The sequence below is a fragment of the Agrobacterium sp. MS2 genome (genome assembly GCF_003261015.1).
Lineage (GTDB): Bacteria > Pseudomonadota > Alphaproteobacteria > Rhizobiales > Rhizobiaceae > Agrobacterium > Agrobacterium pusense.
In genome coordinates this window covers 56,387-78,348 of the sequence record NZ_QLNF01000008.1, presented here as the reverse complement: position 1 = coordinate 78,348, position 21,962 = coordinate 56,387, and the positions used below count along the sequence as shown (strand labels likewise).

Here is a 21,962-nt window from a genome sequence, read left to right as displayed (position 1 = left end):
CGCAATCACATTGCGTAGTAAAATTACAACAAATATAAAGTTCAAAATATAAAAATACACTTATATACACTGGTAAAATAAGATTTATTGGATATTTAAGCTACGATAATATTCTAATATGACGAAATTAGTAACAATATCGCTGCAGAAGCAGCCCAACAGCTTACCTTGAATAACGACGGTGATGTGACAATGGCAGAGGCTGGTGCAGTGAGTGCGCGAGGCGGCGATACCCGGAACTCGCGCGTGGTGCTTCAATTCCGTTCGGATAACGCAGCGGGCGGTGGATCGGCGATTACAGCGGTTGGCTGGAAGAACCGGTTGCAAATGTGGACGTCGCCTTCAGCATGCCCTCGATCTCGCCAGCCGCCACGGGGCGGCCGAAATAGTAACCTTGCCCGTAGGGACAACCGGCAGCGCGCAGAAAGTCAGCCTGCTCGGCCGTTTCCACGCCTTCGGCAATGACATCGATGCCCAGTGAACCGGCAAGCTGGATCATGATCGAAACAATGGCGCTGTCTTTGGTTTTTGCCGGCAGATGCGTGAGGAACGAGCGGTCGATCTTCATGCACGAAAGAGGGAATGTCTTGAGCATGCCAAGACAGGAATAGCCGATGCCGAAGTCATCCAGTGCCAGGCTGACGCCCATCTGCTTGATGGCGCGCATGATGCGCACTGACGTGTCGACATCCTGAATGATGAGCGTCTCGGTAATCTCGATTTCCAGCAGCGAAGGTGCAAGGCCGGTTTCCTCCAGCACCGAACTGATCTGGTCCACCAGGCCGCCCTGGAACTGGCGGGGGGAGATATTGACTGCCATTTTGACAGGCGACAATCCGGCAGCCATCCAGTCTCGCGCCTGACGGCACGCTTTTTTCAGAATGCTCTCCCCAAGCTCCACGATGAGGCCGGTTTCTTCCGCAAGGCCGATGAATTCCGCAGGCCCAAGCAGTCCCTCCGCCGGGTGCTGCCAGCGCACCAGCGCCTCCACCCCACTGATTCCGCCGGTAAGTAGATCGACCTGCGGCTGGAAATGCAGGATGAATTCATCCCGTTCCACGGCCCTGCGCAATTCCTCGATACGTGTGACCTTCTTTCTCAAATCGTCTGCCATGCGCGGCGAGAAGGTGGCGATACCGTCCCGACCATTATGTTTCGCTTGATACATGGCAAGATCGGCAGCGGCGACGATCTCCGCCGTAGTTTCCCCATGTTCCGGAAAAAACGCCACGCCGATGCTGGATGTCGCCTTGATATCATAATTGCCGATGCGCAGCGGCTGTGAGACCGCAGCCTGGATGCTCCGAAGCCGGTTTTCGAAACCGTCACGCTGCTTCTCCAGAATGACGACGAACTCATCCCCACCCACCCGCAACACGAGATCGTTTCGACCCAGGGTCCCTGCGATGCGCGCCGCCGTCTTCGAAAGCAGCGCATCGCCGACGCTGTGGCCCAGCGTGTCGTTGATCTGCTTGAAATTGTCGAGGTCGAGAAAGCAGACGGCGATCGTCCGCCTGGCTTTTGCCGCGGCCGCAAGAACTTCCGGCAGTCGTGTATCGAGAAAACGGCGATTGGGGAGCCGGGTCAGCATGTCGTGGTCGGCCAGAAAGGCGATATGTTCGGCCGCACGTTTGCGGTCGATCGCGAGCCCCGCCATGCGTGCAGCCGCACCGATAAATTCCACCAGTGCCGGATCTGGCTGGCGGGCCGCGAGCATGCACCAGACAAAACCGTGCGCCTTGCCGTCGCTGGCGGGAATATCGAAGCTGAAGGCCGTGTTATCGGCAGGGGAAGTGATGATGTCAGGATCGCTGACCGAGGAAATCAGCGCCGTCAGCCCCGCATGCGGAGCGAGTGCCGGCGATGCATAAACCGAAGGTTCACCCGTAGCGGCGTCGAACACCCGTACGGCACAGGCAAGCCCCGTGGCGAGATTTTCAATCGCCTTGACGAATTCCTCGAGGAAATCCTCGATACGCGCCGCTGCGACAATCATTTCGAGAATGCGCGCCTGCGTCTGCAGCAGCCTTTCGGATGCCTTTTTCTGGGTTATGTCCCTAGAAGCGCCGACCACCCCGATGATGTTGCCGGACTTGTCCCGCAGCGGCACGCGCGACATCATCAGCCAGCGGTCGATATCGCCGCGCATGGCCCGCTCTTCGTAACCGAGATCCGGTTCTCCCGTGCGCATCACCCGTGCCTCGGTGTCGGGAATGCCCGCCCGCCGTGCTGCTTCGCCATGAATATCATAATCGGTGAGGCCAATCAGCTCCTCCACCGTGTCAAAACCATTTTCCTTGACGATTGCGCGGTTCGCAAACAGGAAACGACCTTCCAGATCCTTGGCATAGATAAAATCCGGCACGTGGTCGATCATCGCTTCCAACAACACATGCCGGTCGGATGGATTACTATTTTCATCTGTTGGGGTAGAGGCAGATGGCCCTGTTTCGCGCTTTTTTCGCGATATCCGGTTCTGCACGGGTGTCTTCGGGCCCTTGGAACGCACCTATCCGCCTCATCACTTTATAAGAGAGCAGAATAGTAGGATTATACATATTATATAAATATGAACGAGGGGCGGAGATAGGGTGGCCGGTGGCCGTCTGTACGCTTGCGGCGATGAAATAGCGCCTGTCTCAAGGAAAACGGCGCGGATAGAAGCCGCGCCGCCAGAATTCCGGCATCCAGCAAGGCCCCGTCACACCACCGGCGTCGGCAGCTCCGTGCCGGCAAAATGCGCGTCGAGATTGGCAAGAACGAGGTCTGCCATGGCCCGTCGCGTCTGATGCGTGCCGCTGCCGATATGTGGGGCGAGCGTGACGGTTTCGAAAGCAAACAGCGCTTCCGGCACACGCGGTTCATCCTCGAAGACATCAAGCGCAGCACCTGCGATCACGCCATTCGAAAGTGCCTCAATGAGCGCCTTCTCATCCACCAACGAGCCGCGAGCCACGTTGACAAGCACACCCTGCGGGCCAAGCGCTTTCAGAACCTCGGCACTGACGATATGACGCGTTTCGGCGGTGGCCGCTGCGGCGATGATCAGCACGTCACAATTAGCGGCCAGAGCTTCGATGCTGTCATAATAATCATAGGCGACATCGCGACGATTTCTCGCGGTGTAGGAGATATGCGCATCGAAACCTTCGAGCCTCCTGGCAATCGCCTGACCGATGCGGCCGAAACCGAATATGCCATAGCGACGACCGGCCACGCGGGTGGAAAGGCCCATGTCGCCCTTCAGCCATTCTCCGGTGCGGACATATTGGTCTGCCTGCGGCAGCCTGCGCGCCTGCGCCAGAATAAGGCCCAGAGCAAGATCCGCGACATCGGCCGTCAACACGTCTGGCGTATTGGAAACACGAAAGCCGCGCCGCTTCGCTTCAGCCAGATCGACCTTGTCGAAGCCGACGCCGTTGATGGCAACGATTTCAAGCTTTGGTAACGCTGCACCAATATCCGCCGGCAGGCCGATATGGCCGCCGGTGACGACGCCGCGGATCGCGCCGCCTTTTTCAGCAAGGAAGGCGGCCCTGTCTGACACTTCGAACAGGCGATGCACGGTGAAGCGCTGCGCAAGTTCTTCCTCCAGTGCCGGAATGAGCGGGCACAGTTGCACGATTTCAGTGGTCATGGATTTTCCTTTGTGCCGGTGAACTACTTTACATCGGCCTTGACGAATTGCCGGAGTTCCGGCGTTTGCGGATTGGCGAAGAGTTCGGACGAGCGGCCCTGCTCCCAGATCTTGCCCTTGTGCATGAAGATCGTTTCGGTCGCCACGCGCCGCGCAAAAGCCATCTCATGCGTCACGAGGATCATGGTCATGCCGTCTCTGGCGAGGTTTTCCATGACAGTCAGCACTTCTTCGGTGAGTTCCGGATCGAGCGCAGACGTCACCTCGTCGAACAGCATCACCTTCGGCCGCATGGCAAGCGAGCGCGCAATCGCCACACGCTGCTGCTGGCCGCCGGACAGCTGGTCCGGATAGGAATCGAATTTCTCCGAAAGACCGACGAGCTGCAGAACCTCACGGGCGATATCCTTGGTTTCCGATTTTGCCACGTCCTTGACGATGCGCGGCGCAAGCATGATGTTTTCGCCGACCGTCAGATGCGGGAACAGATTATAGCTCTGAAACACGATGCCGACATCGGTGCGCAGCTTCCGCAGGGCCTTGGCGTCTTCACCAATCGCATGACCAGCGATTTCGATGCGCCCGGAATTGATCTTTTCCAGCCCGTTCATGCAGCGCAGCAGCGTGCTCTTGCCCGAGCCCGAGCGGCCGATGAGGGCGAACACTTCACCACGGCCGACCGTCAGCGACACGCCTTTGAGGACTTCCAGAGCGCCAAAGCTCTTGTGAACGTTTTCAACGATTACTTCCGGCATGAAGCCTCCTTTCCAGCCAACGCGACAGCTGGGATAACGGGTAGCAGACGATGAAATAAAGTACGGCCACCGCCACGAAGACGCGGAACGGCTGGAACGTGGCATTGTTGATGAGCTGCCCCGCTCTCGCCAGTTCGACGAAACCGATGATCGATGCGATGGACGTGTTCTTGACGACCTGGACGGCAAAACCGACGGTCGGCGGTAGCGAAATTCGGATCGCCTGCGGCAGGATGACGTAGCGATATTGCTGGGCGCGGGTGAGAGCGAGCGATTCCGACGCTTCCCATTGCTGCTTCGGCACCGCCTGGATGCAGCCGCGCCAGATTTCCGCGAGATAACCTGACGTATAGATGGTCATCGACGCGCCGGCGGCAAAAAGCGGCGGCAGTTCCAGCCCGGCAAGGCTGAGGCCATAATAGGACAGGAACAGGATCATCAGCACCGGAATGCCCTGGATCACCTGAATGTAGGTGCCGGCGGCAATGCGCAGCGCCTTGAAATTCGAGGTGCGGGCGAGCGCCACGAAGAAGCCGACGATACCGCCGCCGATTAGCGCAATGATCGTCAGAAGCACGGTCCATTGCAGGGCGGTCAGCAGGAAGCCGAATTCGTTCCAGCCGAAAGTTCTAAGGGTCATGACTGCACCTCCGGCAAAGCGGTCATCGTCTTGCGGGCCACGCGGCGACCGAACAGCCACATGCCGACAAGGGCAAGGATGAGCCGCAGGCTGAGCGCCAGCGCCAGATAGATGAGCGTGACGACGATGTAGACCTCGAAGGAGCGATAGGTCTGCGATTCCACGAAGGCTGCAGCGGCGGCAAGCTCATGGGTGGAGATGGCCGAGCATATGCTCGATGCCAGCATCATCAGCACGAACTGGCTGCAGAGGGATGGATAGACCTTGGCAATGGCGGGCACGATAATGACGTGACGATAAATCTGGTACTTGGTGAAGCCCAGAGCCTCACCCGCCTCGATCTGCGACTTGTGCACCGCCTCGATGCCGGCGCGGATGATCTCCGTCGAATAGGCGGCAAGATTGATCGTCATGCCGATCAGCGCCGCCGTATCCGCCCCGACGCGAAAGCCGAGACCCGGCAGGCCGAAATAGACGATGAACAGCTGCACGAGGAACGGCGTGTTGCGGATGACTTCGACATAAGCATCCACGATGATGCGGACGATGCCACCATTGATGGAGCGCAATGAAGCGAGAAGAATGCCGAAAGCGCAGCCGAGCACGATGGAGAGGACCGACAGTTTGATCGTCAGCCATATGCCGTTCAGAATTTCATTCTGATATTGGGCGAGCGCGCCGAATTGGAATGTATAGGACATGCGTCACTCCGTTGACATTTCCCGGCCCGCCGAACGTATTCCCGGCGGGCGCGTTGAAAGGCTCAATCAGAAGCTTGGCAATTGCGGCAGCGGGCGACCGGTCCACTTGACCGAGATGCGGTCGAGATCGCCGGACATCTTCATCAGGTAGATGGACGTGTTAAGCCACTGGCGCAGCTCGAAATCCTCAAGCTTGGTCGCCATGGAATTGCCCTGCTGGAAGAAGGTGAATCCGACCTGGAGACCGGCTTCCGGGCGCTGCTTGATGATTGCTTCACCAACCGTGGACGGCAGAGCGACGGCATCCACCTGACCCGCAAGCAAAGCTTGGGCGCTGGTGGAATCGTCTTCGTAAACGACGATTTCGAGACCTTCGACGTTGGCCTTACGCAGGGCGGTTTCCTGTGAGGAACCGCGGTTGACCGACACGCGCTTGCCCTTGAGGCTGTCGAGATTTTCGAATTTCTGGTCCTTGCCGGAGATGATATCCATATTGAAGGCGCTGTATGGCTGCGTGAACATCACAGTCTTGGCGCGTTCGCCGGTCGGCGCGAGCGTCGCAACGAGGAAATCGACCTTGCCGGTCTGAAGGGCCGGAATACGCGCTGGAGGCGTCAGCGGCACCAGTTCCACCGGCAGCGACAGGTAGGAACCGATGAGATTGGCGACATCGACGTCATAACCGGAAGGGTTGCCCTTTTCATCCACCATGCCCATCGGCGGCGCGCCCGTGAGGACACCGATCTTAACCTTGCCGCGCGCCGTGATCTCGCTGAGCGAGACGGCATGGGCCGACGTTGTAGCCGCAAGCGAAGCTGCGGCAACGCCAACAGCAACGGTCATGTTTTTCAGAAATCTGGATATGCTCATGGTTTCTCCTCCGACCCAAATAATAGCTGCCCAATGCAGAACAGCGGCCTTCGCAAACCGAAAAATGTTCTCGATAACATTTCTAGGCGCTTGACTAAAAACTCCTCCCAAGAAACTGTGAAAACACAGAACCAGATGAACCTCTTATGAAATTCAATAAGTTAGCACGATTATCGATTTTCCTCTCCTCGACATCGCTTCACGTTCTTGGCAGGATCAATAATGCATGTTATCGGTATCATTGCAAGTCCGATCTACAGAACTGTTTCGATCGGCATTCATTTCGGGAGGAAACATGTACACACGCTCGGCAATTTTCGAAGGCAGGATTCATTCAGGCCGGGAGGAGGAGTTTTTTCGCATCGTCGAGGAAAAATTACTGCCTGTCTGGAAGCGCATGCCGAATGCGCAGGCGGTGCGAGTGATGCGTACGGAGCGCACGGACCCGGACGCGGCCCAGATCATCATGGTGCAGGAAATCGACTATCCGTCGATGGAGGCCGTGGAGGAAGCGCTGGTGTCTCCGGTCCGGCTGGAAGGCCGGGTACTGACGGATGAGATGATGAGCATGTGTGACGGGCGTTTCTACCATCTGGTCTATAGCCGCGTCGCATAAATCCGGTGCACGTCGCATTGATCTGCAATCATACGGCGTGCTTTCCCTTGGTATCTTCGTGTATGTCTTGTCGTGAACCGGTCTTCATTCAGCCGGATTGTAACTGGGGAGACATGCTTTGGTGGAGCGCACGCCTTTGGCCGCAGCGTTAGTCACGTCAAAAAAAGCAACCATGAGCGACGTCTCAAAACTTGCGGGCGTCTCCAAGATGACCGTCTCGCGGGTGCTGGCCGATCCCGCTCTGGTGTCCGAGGAAACGCGCCAGAGGGTGATGAAGGCCATTGAGAAGCTTGGTTATGTGCCTGATCGAATCGCCGGTTCGCTTTCCTCTCGCCGCACCAATTTCATCACCGCCATCCTGCCGACTCTCACCAACTCAAACTTCGCCGACAGCGCTCAAGGCCTCGCCAATGCGCTACGCGCCGCCGATTACCAATTGCTGATCGGTTACACCATGTACGACCTGCAGGAAGAAGAGCGCGTCATCCGCACCATGATGGAGCGCCGTCCCGACGCGATTGTCGTGGCCGGCACGGTTCATACCAAGATGGCTAGCGAAGTGTTGATGCGCTCCGGTATCCCGATCGTTGAAATCTGGGACGTACCCGAACATCCGATCGACCACGCGGTCGGTTTCTCCAATTACGAAGTGGGAAGAACCGCCGCCAAACACCTGATATCGCTTGGATTCACGAGGATAGGCGCACTTGGCTCCCGAGCCGATGGCGACGTTAAGGACTGGCGCGGCGAAAGCCGCCTGCTCGGTTTCGGGGCTGCCCTGCGCGAAGCCGGCATCGCCGATGATCTCATCATCCGCGAGGGCAGCGCGCCGGTCTCATACGATCACGGCGCGAAAACGCTGGGCTCCCTGTTGGCCAAGGCGCCCGATGTCGAAGCCATCTTCGCCGTGTCGGATATTTCCGCTGTCGGTGCGCTGATGGAATGTCATCGCCGCGGCATTCATGTACCAGATCAGATTTCCATTCTCGGCTTCGGTGATTTTGACATTGGCAGACAATGCTATCCGGCGATTTCAACGATACGGGTCGACGCGCAGATGATCGGCCGCAAGGCGGGCGAGTTGCTGCTTTCGATATTGGAGGCAGAAAAGGATGCCGCTGTTCCCGAGGGTGCGCGGGTGGATGTCGGCTTTCAGCTTATCGTGCGGGAGACGACGAAGCGGTTGGGTCGGTGAAGCTTTAGCCCTGTTGGAACGAGCGGGTACCGCTTCTTTCTTCTCCCCGCCGGGGAGAAGTCCGCGGCAGCGGGATGAGGGGGCAAGCTCTCCGAATATCGCTAACGTAGCCCCCTCATCCGACCCTTCGGGCCACCTTCTCCCCGGCGGGGAGAACAAAAATGCCGCACCGCTGTGGCGTACTCACCATTTCACCCGAGTGACCTGTAACGCCCTTACCTCGCACCCCAGGTATCCGTCAGACGATACCCTTCCGGCCATGGATCCGATGGATCGAGCATGTGCTGGTGTATTCCGGTGATCCAGCCGCGGCCGGATATTTCCGGCAGGATGGCCGGTCGGTCGCCGACTGTTGTGGTTCCGAGGATACGGCCCGTGAAGGTCGAGCCGATCAGCGACACCGCCGTCAGCGTTTCACCTTCCTTCATTTCGCCGCGTGCATGCAGCACGGCCATACGGGCCGAAAGCGCCGTGCCGGTGGGGGAGCGGTCCACCTTGCCCGGCTGGATGGCGACGGCCGCCCCTGCACGCAGGCCTTCGGCCGTGCGTTCCACATTGCCGGCGAACAGGCAGAAGGAAAAATGCCGCCAGTCCGGGTTTTCGGGATGATCGAAACCCAGAGCCTTGTTGGCGGCGTTGGTGATGCGCACGCCGAGGCGGGCAATCTCGTGCGCCTCTTCCGGTTTCAGGCTGAAACCCATTGCTTCGGCATCGACGATAACGAAACTGTCGCCGCCGTAGGCCGTGTCCACTTTGAGCTTTCCAAGGCCTTCGACCTCGAGTTCGGCATCAAGCTTCGCGGCGAAGCTTGGCAGGTTCTGCACGAAAATACGCTCGGCCTTGCCGTTGCGGCATTCGGCACGCACCTTCACCAGCCCGCCGGGAGCTTCCAGCAGCATATGGGTTTCCGGCTCCTGCATCGGCACGATACCGCCATCGAGAAGGACGGTGGACACGCAGATGGAGTTAGACCCGGACATGGGCGGCGTATCCTCCGGCTCCATGATGATGAAGGCGGCATCCGCATCAGGATGTTTCGGCGGAACCAGCAGATTGACGTGGCGGAATACGCCGCCGCGCGGCTCATTCAGCACGAAGTTGCGAAGCGTCTCGTCACGGGCGATGAAACGGCTCTGTTCCCAGATCGTTTCGCCTGGTGGGGGCTTGACGCCACCGACAATCACATCCCCCACCTCGCCTTCCGCATGGGCGGAAATGACATGAACGGTCTTTATACTGCGCATTGGATTCTCCTCAGGAAAGCCAGGCGGGAAGACGGGAAGCGGCACGGCCGGTCAACGCGCTCTCGACGCAATCGGCAAGGCTGCCGAAGCGCACCGCGCGGCCGCTGAGGCCGGGTCCGTAATGGGCGTATTTGCCGGAATTGGTCATCAAGGCGCGCGTCTTCGTCGGGAAGACCGGCTCGGAAATAGAACACCAGCAGAGGTCAGGCAGTACCTGTACACCGCTATCCTTTAGGCTTTTCAACGTGCCGTCGTGGGCAGCTGCATCGATGACCTGCTGGCCGGCTGTGACGATGACGGCGACATCCGCACGGCGCCTGCGACCGTCGAAAACAGCCGCGAGGGCGCGGCACTCCTCCAGCGACGCGTGGGGACTACCGATGGCGACCAGTTGCACCTCCTCCGGTCCCTCGTTCAGCAGCGACCACCCGGCCGCCATATCGGCAAGCGAAATGCTGACCGTGTCGGCCGTTTCCAGAGGCGCAATGCCGGCTTCCGGCGTAACGCCCTCGATATGTAGCATGGGCGCTGAGGAGGTGGTGCCGAAGGCAGCGCAGAGCGCTTTCAAATCATCCCGCGATGGTTTCGCAGCCCCAAGCCCGCGCAGCAGCGGTATGCAATCGGGGGCCGCCTTGCCGGCGAGATAACCGACGAGCGGCCAGAACGCATCGTCTATCCCTTGCGGCAGCACCACGTCCACGATGCGCTGGGGCCGGCGATTTTCCTCCAGGTAAACACCCGAAAGCGGCGCCCTGCCCGTCATCGCGATACATAGATCGAGGAAATCGGGATGTTTGGCAGTGCGTGCACCAAGCACCGTATTGGCAAAAATCACCGCGTTCGATTCCGCCCAGGCAATCGATTCACCCGCGCCCGGCGCGCTGTCGAGCAGGTAAGGCGAACAGGTGAAGGTGGGCCGACAGCCCATGCGCACATAAGCATCCGCCAGCCTCGCCGCCGGATCGCCGAAATCATCCGGCACGCCCTGTGCCCGCCAGTTGGCCTTGTCCACCGAAATGGCGTTCATGGTCGTCGGCACCCGGACCCTGCCACCCATCTCAGCCATTTTTTCCGCGAAAGTGAGATTGGCGGGGCTGGCATAGATGCAGCCGTCAATATGGCCCTGTGTGACGTTAACGAGCGCGGAAGCGCCCTGCTGGGCTGCCATGGCGACGATGATGCGCATGGCCTGGCGCACGGCGATGCCGTCGCGCCCTTCCAGCATCGCGCGGTCGTCACCCGTGAGATCGAGACGGGCAGTCGCGGGATGCGCTATGGCAAGCGAAAGGCCATCGGCCTCGATGCTGTTTTCATCGATGCGAACATGGGCCGCGCGGGAAAAGCGGGCAAAATTTTCGGGGTCGAGACGGACGACCGGCAGCGCCCGCTTGAACATTTCCGCCGCGACAAGTGCGCCCAAGGTCAGCACATCCTCCGCCTCGCAGAAAACGAGAGCGGATGGAGCCCGGCCCGTTAGAATAAGGTCGAGCAGAACGCCAGACCCTGTGCACGAGCCCCGGCTGGTCGGCATAAAGAGCACGCCGCCGGTGAGACTGACGCCGTGCAGCGGGTGATGCACGTCGATCACCCTGCCGGTGGCGGGATCGACACCGCCCCAGAAACTCAGCGCTTCCGTCGTGGAGATCACGGGGCCTTCGGCCGCACCGGTAAGAATGCTGCGGGCTTGCGGAACGGCAGAAGACATCGAAAATCTCCCTAAGGCATTTCCAGTAAAGCGCGTCGCGCTTTGAGCCCCGGTAAATGCGTGAAAAAGTGCTAGAGAATTTTTGCGTTTCGGGGAAAAGCCGAAATCCTCTAGAAACGTTGCGGCGAAAAAGCGCTTATGTCGATGGCGGGTTTTTGCCCCGTCAGAATGTCGGCGACGATGCGCGCCGTACCCGCAGATTGCGTCAGTCCCAGATGTCCGTGGCCAAAGGCGTAGACCACCCGCGCCGTGTGTCGCGCGTGCCCAATGGCCGGCAGGCTGTCCGGCAGCGAGGGGCGAAAGCCCATCCACTGCTTGCCGCCTTCGGTTTTCAGGCCCGGCAGGAAGGCTTTCGCCTTGGCCAGCAGCGCTTCGGATCGGGCAAAATTGGCCGGAAGCTCCAGCCCGCCCAACTCGACCGCACCGCCGACGCGGATGCCGGAGGAAAGCCGGGTAACGACGAAACCATGGCCGCCGAAGGTCACCTGCGTCCGCAGATCGAATGCGCTTGAAGGCAGGGTTGTATTATAGCCCCGTTCCGTTTCCAGCGGAATTTTTTCCCCGAGCGAACGTGCAATGCGGTGCGAAAAGGCGCCTGCCGCCAGTACCACCCGGCCTGCCTTGCGCGTGCGGCCGTCATGGCTAACCACCTCGACCCCATCCTCCAACGGCCGGAGCGACGCGATATCGAGGCATTCGATACGTCCGCCCATGGTGCGAAAATGGTCGGCCAGCGCCAGTGTGTAAAGCCTGGGATCGGCAATGGAATACCAGCCAGGCGTGAACGTGCCGCAGGTGAAGCGCGGCGCGATGCCGGGCTGTATCTCGGCCATCTGCTCGGCGTTCAGATGCCGGAACTCAATACCGTGGCGCTCACGCGCCTTCCAGCCGCCGAGTGACGCTTCGAATTCCGCATCGCTTTCATAGACCTGGAGGTTGCCTTCCTTGCGCAGCATGGCAATGGTGTCGGTCCTTTTGAGGAACGGCTCCAGTTCCGCCCTGGAAAGGTCCATCAGCGCCGTCTGCGCTGCAGTTGAGTGCTCCACCTTCGAGGCGGCACAGGCCCGCCAGAACCGGAACATCCAAGGCGCGATCTTCAGCGCATAGGCCGGCGGCACGCTGAGCGGCCCAAGCGGATCGAGCAGCCACTTCGGCGCCTTCCAGAGAATGCCGGGCGACGCGAGCGGTAGGATATCGGTGAAGGCGAAGGCGCCGGCATTGCCGGCAGAAGCGCCCGCCGCCGGTCCCTCACGGTCGATCACCGTGACCGAAAGACCGCGGCCCTGCGCCGCGATTGCCGCCGAGAGGCCGACAACGCCGGCCCCGATGACGATGACATCATTTGCAGGCATTACCGAACGCTCGCCAGGAACTTCTGCGTCTCGGGATGCTGTGGTGCGCCGAACAACTGATCTGGCGTGCCGATCTCGGCCATCACGCCCTGATGGAAGAAGGCCACGCGGTTCGAGACATCACGGGCGAAAGCCATTTCGTGCGTGACGCAGATCATCGTCATGCCCTCATCCGCCAGCATCTTCAGCGTGTCGAGCACCTCGCCGACCAGCATCGGATCAAGCGCCGAGGTGACTTCGTCAAACAGCATGTATTCCGGCGACATGGCGAGCGCGCGGGCGATCGCCATACGCTGCTGCTGGCCGCCTGACATGCGGTTCGGATAGACCTTCAGCTTTTCGGCAAGGCCGACGTGGGTCAATTGCTTGACCGCAATTTCTTCGGCCTTCTCTTTCGAAATACCGAGCACCTTGCGCGGCGCCAGCATGACGTTTTCAAGCACCGTCAGATGCGGAAAGGCGTTCCACTGCTGGAAGACGATTCCAACCTTGCGGCGCAGCTTGTTGAGGTCGGTCGACTTTGCATGCACCTCGGTGCCATCGATGACGATCTTGCCGCTGTCGATCGGCTCGAGGCCGTTGATGCAGGTGAGCAGCGTCGACTTGCCGGAACCGGAGCCGCCGATGATGGTGACGACCTCGCCCTTGTTGACGGTGAGGTTGATCCCTTTCAGAACCTCCAGCGGGCCGAAGGATTTGCGGACGTTTTCGATCTCAATCATTGGGGGACCACCGTCTTTCGAGATACCCGCCAAAACGGGCGATGGGGAAGCTGATAAGGAAGTAGATGGCGCCGCAGATCATCAGGATGGTCAGCGGTTCCTGCAGGCGGGTCACGAGAATCTGCGAGGCACGCAGAAGCTCGATGAGCCCGAGCCAAAGGACGAGCGCTGAATCCTTCATGACACCCAGCGTCAGGCCGATCCAGGCCGGCAGCGACACGCGCGTGGCAAGCGGCAGAACGATGTACCGCATGTCCTGCGACCAGGTCATACCGAGCGACCGGCAGGCGCGGCGGGTGTTCGAGGGCACCGCTTCGATGCCGCCACGCACGATTTCCGTGCAATAGGCCGCGGTATAAAGCGACAGAACCACGCAGGAGGTCGTAAAGGGTGGCCAGCCGAGCTTTGCGATCGACTGGAAGGCATTGCCGAGAACCAGCTGGATAAGCAGCGGCACGGAACGGAAGACATCCAGAACGAAGGTGAGCGGCAGGGCCCAGTAAGGCCCGAGCTGGAAGCGGAGGACGCCGAAGATGATCCCCATGATGGTGCCTGCCGTGACGGCGACGGCGGTGACGGCAAGCGTCATGCCGGCACCCTTGGCCAGGAAGGCGAGATCACTCCAGGTGAGAGCGGTTTCAAACATGACTCACCTCTCTCAGTAACGGAACAGACGCGCGGCCAGCAATCTGGCGGCGAGCGTGACGATCTTGGCGATCACGTAATAGATGACCGCGGCGAGCGCGAAAAATTCGAAGGTGCGGAACGAACGGGCGTTCAAGGCCTGCGTGACACCGGCGAGGTCCGTGTTCATGCCGACCGTGACGCCGAGCGAGGTCATGAGGATTGCCCAGACCATCTGGTTCGTGGCCGGCAGGAAAGCAACCCGCAGCATCTGCGGCAGGATGATCAGCCTGAAGGTCTGCATCGAGGTCATGCCGAGCGAGCGGCCCGAACGCGTCTGCGTATCCGGAATGGCCTTCAGCGCGCCACGGAAATTTTCCGCGAGATAACCGGCATTATTGAAGGCGATGCCAACGAGAAGCGCGGTATAGGGGCTCAGATGAATGCCGAAATTGCCGAGCCCGAAATGGGCCATGTAGATCTGGAACAGCGCCGGCGTATTGCGGGCTATTTCCACCCAGACCGAGGCGAAGGCGCCGAGGATACGGTTGCCCGAAAGCCGGAACAACGTCAGCACGATGGCGCAGGACACGCCGATGACCATCGACAGGATGGCGATCTGCAGCGTCACCACCGCACCGTCCAGAAGCTGCGGCAAAGCCTTCAGCGCCTGATTCCAGTGAAATGTGTAGTTGAACATAACCGTCTCACCTTTCAGAAACGATCGACGGCGCGATCATTCGACCGCGCCGTTTCCGAAAAGTCCTGATCAGCGATAAACGCCGTTGACGGTGAGCGAAGGCACTTCCCCGCCAACCCATTTTTTGTAGAGCTCGGCGTAGCGGCCGGTGCGAACCTGCTGATTGATGAAGAGGTTCAGGTAGTTGATGAAGCCGTATTCATCCCGGTTGGTGAAGAGCGCGACGTAATCGATGTCGTAAGGCGCCTTGCCGACCACCGAGATACCGGCGAACTTGCCGCTCTTGACGTTGGACTGCGCAACGGTCGACGTGGAAACGGTGGCATCGATCTGCCCCTGGCTCAGGGCAAGGAACACATCAGCCTGGGTCTGGTAAGGACGGAATTCGCCGACGCCCCACTCCTTGACCGACTTTTCAAGCGCAATGGCTTCGAACGTGCCGGCGGTTGCGCCGACCGTCTTGCCCTTCATGTCCTCGAAGGACTTGACGCCGGACTTGTCGTTGGCGGTAACGGCCATTTCGAACGCAAAGTAAGGCACGGTCATGCCAACCGTTTTGGCGCGCTCCAGCGTATCGGAGGTCGAAGCGACACCAACGTCGACGCGGCCGGACATCAGTGCCGGAATACGCTCGGGGAACGGCGTCTCGACGATTTCAGCCGTGACGCCGAGCGCCTTGGCGAGGTCGTTGCAATAATCGACGTCGAAACCGATAGGATTGTTGGCGTCATCGCGCGCGCCCATGGGCGGGAAGTCGAGCACAACCGCGCAACGCAGCGTGCCAGACGAGATGATGTCGTCAAGCTTGTCGGCCTTGGCCGGGGTGATAGCGGAAGTGGCGGCCAGCAGGCCGGCGAAAATGACCGATTTTTTCATTCTTGATTTGCTCCCAGAATTGGTCTGCCCTTGAAGGCGCGGTCACTATTTCCCTGTGGGGCTGAGAAATCAATAGAAAAATACAATGAGTATACAAAAAGAATTTTTTGCATCTGCGAACTGATGAGGTGTCGCGGATGATTACGCGAGTCGACGCGGGGGAGCGGACAAGGTGGGCTAAACATTCAGCATCCTTCAAGCCTGTGCTTGTCCCAGGAATCTACCCAGCCCAAGTCTTTGGACCGAAATAGGCTTTCCGACGCGCAGACGCGCGTCGACTGCAATCCTGTGACGAGCACAGGAATGAGGACTTGAGGTATCTTCGTGTTTGAGAGGGTGGCCTTCTGCTGTGACTGAGTTCATCGAAAAGACACGTTGCAATACTCACACCTTTGTATACTTTATGTATTCAAAATGTGCGAGCCCGACATCGGAGGATAATGATGAGCGACACCACCACCTTGACCATTGAAGAGCTTTCGACGCGGGTCGAGGCGATTTTCAGCAAGGCGGGCCTCAATAAGGTGCAGTCGGGCGCATTGGCACGCGTCATCACCGCCGGTGAGCGCGATGCCTGCAAATCGCACGGCATTTACCGTATCGAAGGCGCGCTCCGCACCGTCAAGGCCGGCAAGGTGAATCCGGATGCGATACCTGAAGTGGCCGAAGACGACGGCACGGCCATCGTCAAGGTCAATGCCCATGGCGGCTTCGCAAACCCCGCCTTCGAACTCGGTCTGCCGGTTCTGGTGGAGCGGGCGAGACGCTCGGGCATCGCAGCACTCGTCGTCAATGACTGCACGCATTTCTCGGCGCTCTGGCCGGAAGTCGAAGGGCTGACCGAAAACGGTCTCGCCGGGCTGGTCATGTGCCCGAGCTATTCCACCGTCGCGCCCACCGGCGGAACCAAGCCTCTGCTTGGCACCAACCCCTTCGCCTTCGGCTGGCCGCGCAAGGACACCTCTCCTTATGTCTTCGATTTCGCGACGTCGGTTGCGGCCCGCGGTGAAATCGAACTACACCGGCGGGCCGGAAAGCCCCTGCCGGAAGGCTGGGCTCTGGATGCCGACGGCAAGCCGACGACCGACCCGGAGGCGGCCCTTGCCGGTTCCATGCTGCCCTTTGGCGGCCACAAGGGATCGGCCATCGGCACCATGATCGAGCTTCTCGCCGGCATCATGATCGGCGATCTCACCAGCCCCGAAGCGCTTGAATTTCTCGGCACCACCACGCTTGCCCCCACCCATGGCGAATTGATCGTCGCTTTTTCACCTGAAGCCTTTGCCAAGGGCCGCCCCGGCGATCCCTTCCAGCGCGCGGAAGTGCTGTTCGACGCCATTATCGGCCAGGGCGCCCGCCTGCCCTCGGGCCGCCGCTTCACTGCCCGCGCCAAATCCGAAAGCGAAGGCATCACGCTTACCGCCGCCGAAATGGCCGGGCTCGACCGGCTGCTGGAAAAGGGGCTGGACGCCGTTTCCTGACCATTTGGATGGGGAAATGAAAAAAGGCCCGCAATTGCGGGCCTTCATAACGACACAACGTCACTCAGCGTTTTTTTTGCGACTGCATAGCATCCCCGCCCTGTCAGCCCGGACTAGATCCGGGGTCCAGCGCGATCAAGTCCTTGATCGCGGAAGAGACCTTTCACGGCGCAGACGCGCCCTGGCTGGATGCCGGATCTAGTCCGGCATGACGGAGGAGAGACATCAAACCTCATCACATGCAAAAAAGGCCCGCAGTTGCGGGCCTTTTTTTTTCACGGCAGCAATATCTCAGGCAGCCTTGCAGGCCTGCACTGCGCCGGGAAGCTTGCTCCAGTCAGCGTACCAGCTGTTGAACAGCTTGAACTGTGCTTCGACATAACCGCGCTGGCTGTCCGTCAGTGCATCTGTTTCGTTGAAGTGCAGCGTGTATTCCTTGTCGCCCTTCAGCACCATCATGTGCTTGAAATAGAGAACCAGATCCGGGCCCTCGTCGAAGGACGAAAGAACGGCCAGCGCCTGTTCCAGTTCCAAGGCGCGTGCGCGGGCATCGGCGTCACCCTTGGCGGCAGCCTGCGACAGCTTGCAGAGGTGGATGACTTCCTTCGGCAGCACGTTGCCGATGCCGGTGATGGCGCCGGTTGCGCCGCAATTGACGAAGCCGTGGAAGACAGCGGTGTCGACACCGATCATCAGCGTGACTTCATCGTCGCGGCTGGTGATGTTTTCAGCCGCATAACGCATATCGGCCGGGCCGCCGAATTCCTTGAAACCAACGAGGTTCTTGTGCTCGGCGCGCAGCGCGAAGAAGAGATCGGCGCGGGTCGCAAAACCATAATAGGGGCTGTTATAGATGACGGCAGGGATTTCCGGTGCAGCCGAGAGGATCGCCTTGAAGTGAGCCTTCTGGGCGGCGATGACCGAACCGCGCGACAGAACGCGGGGAATGACCATCAGGCCCTTGGCGCCAACCTTCTGGGCGTGGGCGGCATGGGCAACGGCAGACGCCGTGTTGACCGCTCCGGTGCCGACGATGACGGGAACACCGGCCTTCACCAGACGCTCCACGCCTTCCATGCGCTGCTCGTCCGTCAGGAGCGGCCAGTCGCCCATGGAGCCGCAATAGACCACGGCGGACATGCCATCGGCGATCAGTTCCTTGCCCTTGCGAACAAGCGCATCGAAATCGGGGGTGCGATCATCCTTGCAGGGGGTCATCAAGGCGGGAATCACGCCGGAAAAAATGCTGGCCGTCATTACTAGCTCCTAAGGGACATGTTTTTCGGGAATGGACGCACGTCCGCGCCACCCTTTCGAGAGGGACATTACTATCTTGTATTTTATTTGTCGACAAGAAATCGACAAGCTACAGATTTATTTCCAGCCGTTCGTTTCGCACCAGCAGTTTCTGCACCTGCCGGACGATCTGTTCAGCGTGCTCCCGCGCCAGCCTTTCGGAAAGAGCGATATCGCGTGCGGCAATCGCCTCGATCATCTCTTCATGATCATCGACAAAGCGCTTCGGCAGACGATCGTCATAGGACTGGTAATAAAGCCTGAGAATGCGCCGCCCCTCGTCCAGCAGCCGCTTGAACAGGCTGGTGAAATAGGGGTTACGTCCGGCCTCCGCGATGGAAAGATGAAGGGCGGCGTTGGTGGAAATCATCGCCAGCGCATCCTGCTCCTCCACCGCAACCGCGAATTCCGCATTATGGGCGCGAATGCCAGCCAGATCTTCCGGACGGTGATATTGCGCGGCAAGCTGGGTCGTTACCCGGTACATCAAGACCAGCGCATCGAAATAGGTGTGCATGTTGAGGAAATCGATGTTCGACACCATGGTGGAGCGGTTCGGCAGCGTATCGATCAGCCCCTCGCCCGAAAGCCGTACCAGCGCCTCACGGATCGGCGTTCGCGACATCTTGAATCGTTCGGCAAGCTGCACTTCATCGATTGGACTGCCGGGTGGCAGGACGAGATCAAGAATCTCGTCGCGCAGCAGATCGTAGACCATCTTCACACCGGAGCCGCGCTTGCGCTCGGCAGAAGCAATTATATCCGTCATAATCAAATCCTTCTTGTCGACATAAAGAGTACTATTATATTTTTTCGTTATCAACGACGTGTCACCGGGTCGCTGGCTTGCATGACGGAATAATTGTTCAAAAACAACAAAAAGCCGTCGCGAAAATTGCCCGCGACGGCTTTCGATCGTTCGGTTTGTGGCGCAGACGTCTTTATCGCGCTTTCACGGCCGAAGCGGCGGATAGCGGCTTCCAGCGGCGATGCGACGCCTTAGTCGGAGATCAGTTCCGCAGGCCGGTGGCCACGACGGAAATCTTGAAAGCGCCGTCCAGCGTTGGGTCGAACGAAGCGCCCATCACCACATCGGTTTCCTCGCTGACAGCCTCACGTACCAGCGTCATCGCTTCATCAATCTCGTAAAGCGTCAGGTCGTTGCCGCCGGAAATGGAGACCAGCGCGCCACGGGCTTCCTTCAGCGAGGGCTCGCCGAGCAGCGGATTGGCAATGGCCGCTGCCGCTGCTTCCGAAGCACGCTTTTCGCCCTTGGCCTGTGCGGTGCCCATGAGCGCCCGACCGCCATTCTTCATGACGTATCGCACATCGGCGAAATCGAGATTGACCAGACCTTCACGCAAAATGAGATCGGTGATGCAGCGCACGCCGAGCGACAGCACCTTGTCGGCGGTTTTGAGCGCATTTTCGAAGGTGGTGCCGGCATCGGCAATGCGCAGCAGGTTCTGGTTGGGAATGACGATGACGGTATCGGCCGTGTTGAGCAGATTGGCGAAACCGTACTCAGCAGCCCGCATGCGGCGCACGCCCTCAAAGCTGAAAGGAAGCGTGACGACACCAACTGTGAGAATGTTCTTTGCACGGCAGGCTTCGGCAATAACGGGTGCCGCACCCGTCCCGGTGCCGCCGCCCATGCCGGCGGTGATGAAACACATATCATAGCCGCTCAGGTGATCCATGATCTCATCGAGGGAATCGATCGCAGCCTGCCGGCCAACCTCGGGATCAGCACCCGCTCCAAGCCCGCCCGTCAGTTCTGAGCTGAGCTGCACGAGCCGTGGCGCATTGGTCTTCTTCAGCGCCTGCGCATCCGTATTGGCCGCGATGAAATCGACGCCGCCGATACCCTCGGCAATCATGTTGTTGATCGCGTTTCCGCCACCGCCACCAACTCCGACGACGGCGATGTTGGGAGTGTTGCGGGCAATGGTGGCGCGCGGAGACTGTGTCATCGTCTAATTCTCTTTCCAAATTCATAGGGTCTCGCGCCGGTTTTGACCGCGGCACGCGATTGATCGGTGGCGTTCCCGCTCTTCCTTCCTGGCGCGCGAAGGAGGCCGTAACGTCTTGAATTTCCATGTAAGCCTTAAGGACCGATTGCGGCCAAAAGACTGGTGCTCCAGCGGCGAAAGATGCGCTACGGCGACGTTCCTCCACCCTTCCCCCGGATGAAAACCAAACCGAATCAACTGCTTCGCTATCAAGAGGTGATAGCCCAAAAGGCACGTTGTTTACACTCCATTCACTATGTTTATCTCACTTTGGAACGAGTTGGCCCGCCGGGTGTTTGCTTGCCGACCGTGCTGAGGCGGCGGGTGATGAGATCAAACAGTCCCGACGCTCCAGATATTGTCGAAGCACCAGACGACCCCAAACCGCGGCATATTTTTTCAGTTCGGTGCTTGGTAGCGTACTCAATGGAGGCAGGCATATGTTGGCAGACGTTTTGCAGAGTGAACCCGGCTTCCGCATGGAGCAGCCGCGGGTACTGATCGTGGAAGACGAGTTCCTCATCGCCATGGACATAGAGGATTCCATTCTTCAGGCGGATGAAGAGGCAGACGTCATCGGGATCGCCAACAAGCTGGATGATGCTGTGGCACTTGGCCGCCGCGCCGATATTGCCTTTGTCGACGTCAATCTTGCCGATGGACAAACCGGGCCGGAGATCGGGCGACGGCTTTCCGAAGAGCACGGTGTGGTGGTCATCTTCATGACCGCGAACCCCGAGGTCGTGGTCAATCTCGGCATCGGCGCCGGCGTCATCGCCAAGCCCGTTCCGCAAGATGCAGTCGAACAATGCCTCACTTATGCACTCGCCAGACGCGCAGGCACCCGTGCCGTGACGCCCATCGGCATGATGGCATTCGACTGAGATATACTGACGAGGAAAACGGCCAAAGACAAAAAAGCCTGCCGCGGGAGGAGGTGCGGCAGGCTTTCTGAAAAGATGAACAGCGATATGGGAGGAGGAAAACCGCTGTCCCCGGGGCAATCCTTTGGGAGGAGGAGTAGGATCACCCGCTTAACGAAAAGGATGTGGGAGGAGGTACATCCGTTTCGATGAGAGGAACATACCATTTCCCTGCGCATTTGACAGGCACAAGGTTGCAGCGCAGATATGCGTCGAGCGCATGGCATCCGTCACGAAGGACAATACCGGGCTCTTATCCGCGTCTCGCGGCCCCGGCCTTTACCGATTTCCCAACCTGCACGGAACCTCGACAGCAATCGAGAAGAATGTCGTGCAAGCGGCGAGACCGCCGCCTCGCTGTCAGACGCCCCCAATGATGTGCCTTCATTTTCAAACCAAACAAAAACGCCCGCAAAGCGGGCGTTGAAGCATTCAGAATGTGGCGGTATCGCCCTATTTACTTGCCTACAGCGGCGCGAGCGACACTGGTGATCTGGCTGCGATCGATACCGAGATCGTGCAGTTCACGGGTGCTCATGCGGCCGAGTTCGGTGATGGTCTGACGATATTTGCGCCAATTGTTGAAGCTGCGTGCTACGTTCATGACATTACC

21 protein-coding genes are annotated in these 21,962 nt (G+C 59.3%); 4 read left to right on the top strand and 17 right to left on the bottom strand.

Annotation, left to right across the window (positions count from 1 at the left end; genetic code table 11):
* Positions 1-295: 295 nt before the first annotated feature.
* The 6 genes from DOU54_RS03355 to DOU54_RS03330 all read right to left on the bottom strand — a co-directional run bounded on the left by DOU54_RS03355 (position 296) and on the right by DOU54_RS03330 (position 6,603).
* Positions 296-2,470, bottom strand: coding sequence for a putative bifunctional diguanylate cyclase/phosphodiesterase (locus DOU54_RS03355; RefSeq protein ID WP_113730740.1), 2,175 nt, complete (start codon positions 2,468-2,470; stop codon positions 296-298).
* Positions 2,471-2,701: 231 nt separating this feature from the next.
* A complete protein-coding gene (locus DOU54_RS03350) occupies positions 2,702-3,637 on the bottom strand; it encodes a 2-hydroxyacid dehydrogenase (RefSeq protein ID WP_113730636.1) in 936 nt (311 codons plus the stop codon).
* Positions 3,638-3,660: 23 nt separating this feature from the next.
* Positions 3,661-4,392, bottom strand: a complete 732-nt coding sequence (locus tag DOU54_RS03345) for an amino acid ABC transporter ATP-binding protein (protein WP_004444596.1) — start codon at positions 4,390-4,392, stop codon at positions 3,661-3,663.
* Positions 4,373-5,032, bottom strand: a complete 660-nt coding sequence (locus DOU54_RS03340; RefSeq protein ID WP_003521700.1) for an amino acid ABC transporter permease — start codon at positions 5,030-5,032, stop codon at positions 4,373-4,375. The genes DOU54_RS03345 and DOU54_RS03340 overlap by 20 nt, the downstream gene beginning before the upstream one ends.
* A complete protein-coding gene (locus tag DOU54_RS03335) occupies positions 5,029-5,733 on the bottom strand; it encodes an amino acid ABC transporter permease (RefSeq protein ID WP_006700307.1) in 705 nt (234 codons plus the stop codon). The genes DOU54_RS03340 and DOU54_RS03335 overlap by 4 nt, the downstream gene beginning before the upstream one ends.
* A gap of 66 nt (positions 5,734-5,799) precedes the next feature.
* Positions 5,800-6,603: a transporter substrate-binding domain-containing protein gene (locus DOU54_RS03330; protein WP_004444612.1), complete on the bottom strand. Its 804-nt coding sequence runs from the start codon at positions 6,601-6,603 to the stop codon at positions 5,800-5,802.
* 295 nt (positions 6,604-6,898) lie between these two features.
* On the opposite strand from DOU54_RS03330, the gene DOU54_RS03325 reads away from it, so the two are divergent.
* On the top strand, positions 6,899-7,219 hold the full coding sequence (locus DOU54_RS03325) for a hypothetical protein (RefSeq protein ID WP_044458915.1): 321 nt from the start codon (positions 6,899-6,901) through the stop codon (positions 7,217-7,219).
* Positions 7,220-7,391: 172 nt separating this feature from the next.
* Positions 7,392-8,414 (top strand): LacI family DNA-binding transcriptional regulator, encoded by a 1,023-nt coding sequence (locus DOU54_RS03320; RefSeq protein ID WP_113730634.1) that lies wholly within the window; start codon positions 7,392-7,394, stop codon positions 8,412-8,414.
* Positions 8,415-8,629: 215 nt separating this feature from the next.
* On the opposite strand, the gene DOU54_RS03315 is transcribed toward DOU54_RS03320, so the two are convergent.
* The 7 genes from DOU54_RS03315 to DOU54_RS03285 form a co-directional block, all read right to left on the bottom strand.
* Positions 8,630-9,658, bottom strand: a complete 1,029-nt coding sequence (locus tag DOU54_RS03315) for a trans-3-hydroxy-L-proline dehydratase (protein ID WP_113730632.1) — start codon at positions 9,656-9,658, stop codon at positions 8,630-8,632.
* Between the two features lie 10 nt (positions 9,659-9,668).
* Entirely contained in the window at positions 9,669-11,363 is a 1,695-nt protein-coding gene (gene lhpI, locus DOU54_RS03310; RefSeq protein WP_113730630.1) for a cis-3-hydroxy-L-proline dehydratase, read from the bottom strand.
* A gap of 110 nt (positions 11,364-11,473) precedes the next feature.
* Positions 11,474-12,715 carry an NAD(P)/FAD-dependent oxidoreductase gene (locus DOU54_RS03305; RefSeq protein ID WP_113730628.1) on the bottom strand — a complete coding sequence of 414 codons (1,242 nt, stop codon included), beginning with the start codon at positions 12,713-12,715 and terminating at the stop codon, positions 11,474-11,476.
* Positions 12,715-13,437, bottom strand: a complete 723-nt coding sequence (locus DOU54_RS03300; protein WP_004444624.1) for an amino acid ABC transporter ATP-binding protein — start codon at positions 13,435-13,437, stop codon at positions 12,715-12,717. Before DOU54_RS03300 ends, DOU54_RS03305 begins: the two co-directional genes overlap by 1 nt.
* A complete protein-coding gene (locus DOU54_RS03295) occupies positions 13,430-14,083 on the bottom strand; it encodes an amino acid ABC transporter permease (protein WP_006700301.1) in 654 nt (217 codons plus the stop codon). Before DOU54_RS03295 ends, DOU54_RS03300 begins: the two co-directional genes overlap by 8 nt.
* Positions 14,084-14,095: 12 nt before the next feature.
* The gene (locus DOU54_RS03290; RefSeq protein ID WP_004444628.1) at positions 14,096-14,761 is read right to left on the bottom strand and encodes an amino acid ABC transporter permease; all 666 of its coding nucleotides are present in this window, start codon (positions 14,759-14,761) and stop codon (positions 14,096-14,098) included.
* 69 nt (positions 14,762-14,830) lie between these two features.
* Positions 14,831-15,637: an ABC transporter substrate-binding protein gene (locus tag DOU54_RS03285; RefSeq protein WP_004444630.1), complete on the bottom strand. Its 807-nt coding sequence runs from the start codon at positions 15,635-15,637 to the stop codon at positions 14,831-14,833.
* A 443-nt stretch (positions 15,638-16,080) separates the two neighbouring features.
* Between DOU54_RS03285 and DOU54_RS03275 the strand changes: the two genes are divergently transcribed.
* Positions 16,081-17,118 carry an Ldh family oxidoreductase gene (locus DOU54_RS03275; protein ID WP_006700298.1) on the top strand — a complete coding sequence of 346 codons (1,038 nt, stop codon included), beginning with the start codon at positions 16,081-16,083 and terminating at the stop codon, positions 17,116-17,118.
* A 291-nt stretch (positions 17,119-17,409) separates the two neighbouring features.
* Here DOU54_RS03275 and DOU54_RS03270 read toward each other — a convergent pair whose 3' ends face one another.
* The 3 genes from DOU54_RS03270 to ftsZ all read right to left on the bottom strand — a co-directional run bounded on the left by DOU54_RS03270 (position 17,410) and on the right by ftsZ (position 20,387).
* A complete protein-coding gene (locus DOU54_RS03270; protein ID WP_006700297.1) occupies positions 17,410-18,375 on the bottom strand; it encodes a dihydrodipicolinate synthase family protein in 966 nt (321 codons plus the stop codon).
* A gap of 109 nt (positions 18,376-18,484) precedes the next feature.
* A complete protein-coding gene (locus tag DOU54_RS03265; protein ID WP_004444640.1) occupies positions 18,485-19,183 on the bottom strand; it encodes a GntR family transcriptional regulator in 699 nt (232 codons plus the stop codon).
* A 241-nt stretch (positions 19,184-19,424) separates the two neighbouring features.
* Entirely contained in the window at positions 19,425-20,387 is a 963-nt protein-coding gene (gene ftsZ / locus DOU54_RS03260; protein WP_004444641.1) for a cell division protein FtsZ, read from the bottom strand.
* Positions 20,388-20,866: 479 nt separating this feature from the next.
* On the opposite strand from ftsZ, the gene DOU54_RS03255 reads away from it, so the two are divergent.
* Positions 20,867-21,310, top strand: coding sequence for a response regulator (locus tag DOU54_RS03255; protein WP_006700295.1), 444 nt, complete (start codon positions 20,867-20,869; stop codon positions 21,308-21,310).
* 496 nt (positions 21,311-21,806) lie between these two features.
* Here DOU54_RS03255 and DOU54_RS03250 read toward each other — a convergent pair whose 3' ends face one another.
* The gene (locus tag DOU54_RS03250) at positions 21,807-21,953 is read right to left on the bottom strand and encodes a DUF1127 domain-containing protein (RefSeq protein WP_004444643.1); all 147 of its coding nucleotides are present in this window, start codon (positions 21,951-21,953) and stop codon (positions 21,807-21,809) included.
* Between the last annotated feature and the right edge of the window lie 9 nt (positions 21,954-21,962).

Excerpts from the sequence above, each read along its gene's own strand:
- DOU54_RS03350 (WP_113730636.1), bottom strand. The coding sequence starts at position 3,637 with ATGACCACTGAAATCGTGCAACTGTGCCCGCTCATTCCGGCACTGGAG.
- DOU54_RS03345 (WP_004444596.1), bottom strand. The coding sequence starts at position 4,392 with ATGCCGGAAGTAATCGTTGAAAACGTTCACAAGAGCTTTGGCGCTCTG.
- DOU54_RS03340 (WP_003521700.1), bottom strand. The coding sequence starts at position 5,032 with ATGACCCTTAGAACTTTCGGCTGGAACGAATTCGGCTTCCTGCTGACC.
- DOU54_RS03335 (WP_006700307.1), bottom strand. The coding sequence starts at position 5,733 with ATGTCCTATACATTCCAATTCGGCGCGCTCGCCCAATATCAGAATGAA.
- DOU54_RS03330 (WP_004444612.1), bottom strand. The coding sequence starts at position 6,603 with ATGAGCATATCCAGATTTCTGAAAAACATGACCGTTGCTGTTGGCGTT.
- DOU54_RS03325 (WP_044458915.1), top strand. The coding sequence starts at position 6,899 with ATGTACACACGCTCGGCAATTTTCGAAGGCAGGATTCATTCAGGCCGG.
- DOU54_RS03320 (WP_113730634.1), top strand. The coding sequence starts at position 7,392 with ATGAGCGACGTCTCAAAACTTGCGGGCGTCTCCAAGATGACCGTCTCG.
- DOU54_RS03315 (WP_113730632.1), bottom strand. The coding sequence starts at position 9,658 with ATGCGCAGTATAAAGACCGTTCATGTCATTTCCGCCCATGCGGAAGGC.
- lhpI (WP_113730630.1), bottom strand. The coding sequence starts at position 11,363 with ATGTCTTCTGCCGTTCCGCAAGCCCGCAGCATTCTTACCGGTGCGGCC.
- DOU54_RS03305 (WP_113730628.1), bottom strand. The coding sequence starts at position 12,715 with ATGCCTGCAAATGATGTCATCGTCATCGGGGCCGGCGTTGTCGGCCTC.
- DOU54_RS03300 (WP_004444624.1), bottom strand. The coding sequence starts at position 13,437 with ATGATTGAGATCGAAAACGTCCGCAAATCCTTCGGCCCGCTGGAGGTT.
- DOU54_RS03295 (WP_006700301.1), bottom strand. The coding sequence starts at position 14,083 with ATGTTTGAAACCGCTCTCACCTGGAGTGATCTCGCCTTCCTGGCCAAG.
- DOU54_RS03290 (WP_004444628.1), bottom strand. The coding sequence starts at position 14,761 with ATGTTCAACTACACATTTCACTGGAATCAGGCGCTGAAGGCTTTGCCG.
- DOU54_RS03285 (WP_004444630.1), bottom strand. The coding sequence starts at position 15,637 with ATGAAAAAATCGGTCATTTTCGCCGGCCTGCTGGCCGCCACTTCCGCT.
- DOU54_RS03275 (WP_006700298.1), top strand. The coding sequence starts at position 16,081 with ATGAGCGACACCACCACCTTGACCATTGAAGAGCTTTCGACGCGGGTC.
- DOU54_RS03270 (WP_006700297.1), bottom strand. The coding sequence starts at position 18,375 with ATGACGGCCAGCATTTTTTCCGGCGTGATTCCCGCCTTGATGACCCCC.
- DOU54_RS03265 (WP_004444640.1), bottom strand. The coding sequence starts at position 19,183 with ATGACGGATATAATTGCTTCTGCCGAGCGCAAGCGCGGCTCCGGTGTG.
- ftsZ (WP_004444641.1), bottom strand. The coding sequence starts at position 20,387 with ATGACACAGTCTCCGCGCGCCACCATTGCCCGCAACACTCCCAACATC.
- DOU54_RS03255 (WP_006700295.1), top strand. The coding sequence starts at position 20,867 with ATGTTGGCAGACGTTTTGCAGAGTGAACCCGGCTTCCGCATGGAGCAG.
- DOU54_RS03250 (WP_004444643.1), bottom strand. The coding sequence starts at position 21,953 with ATGAACGTAGCACGCAGCTTCAACAATTGGCGCAAATATCGTCAGACC.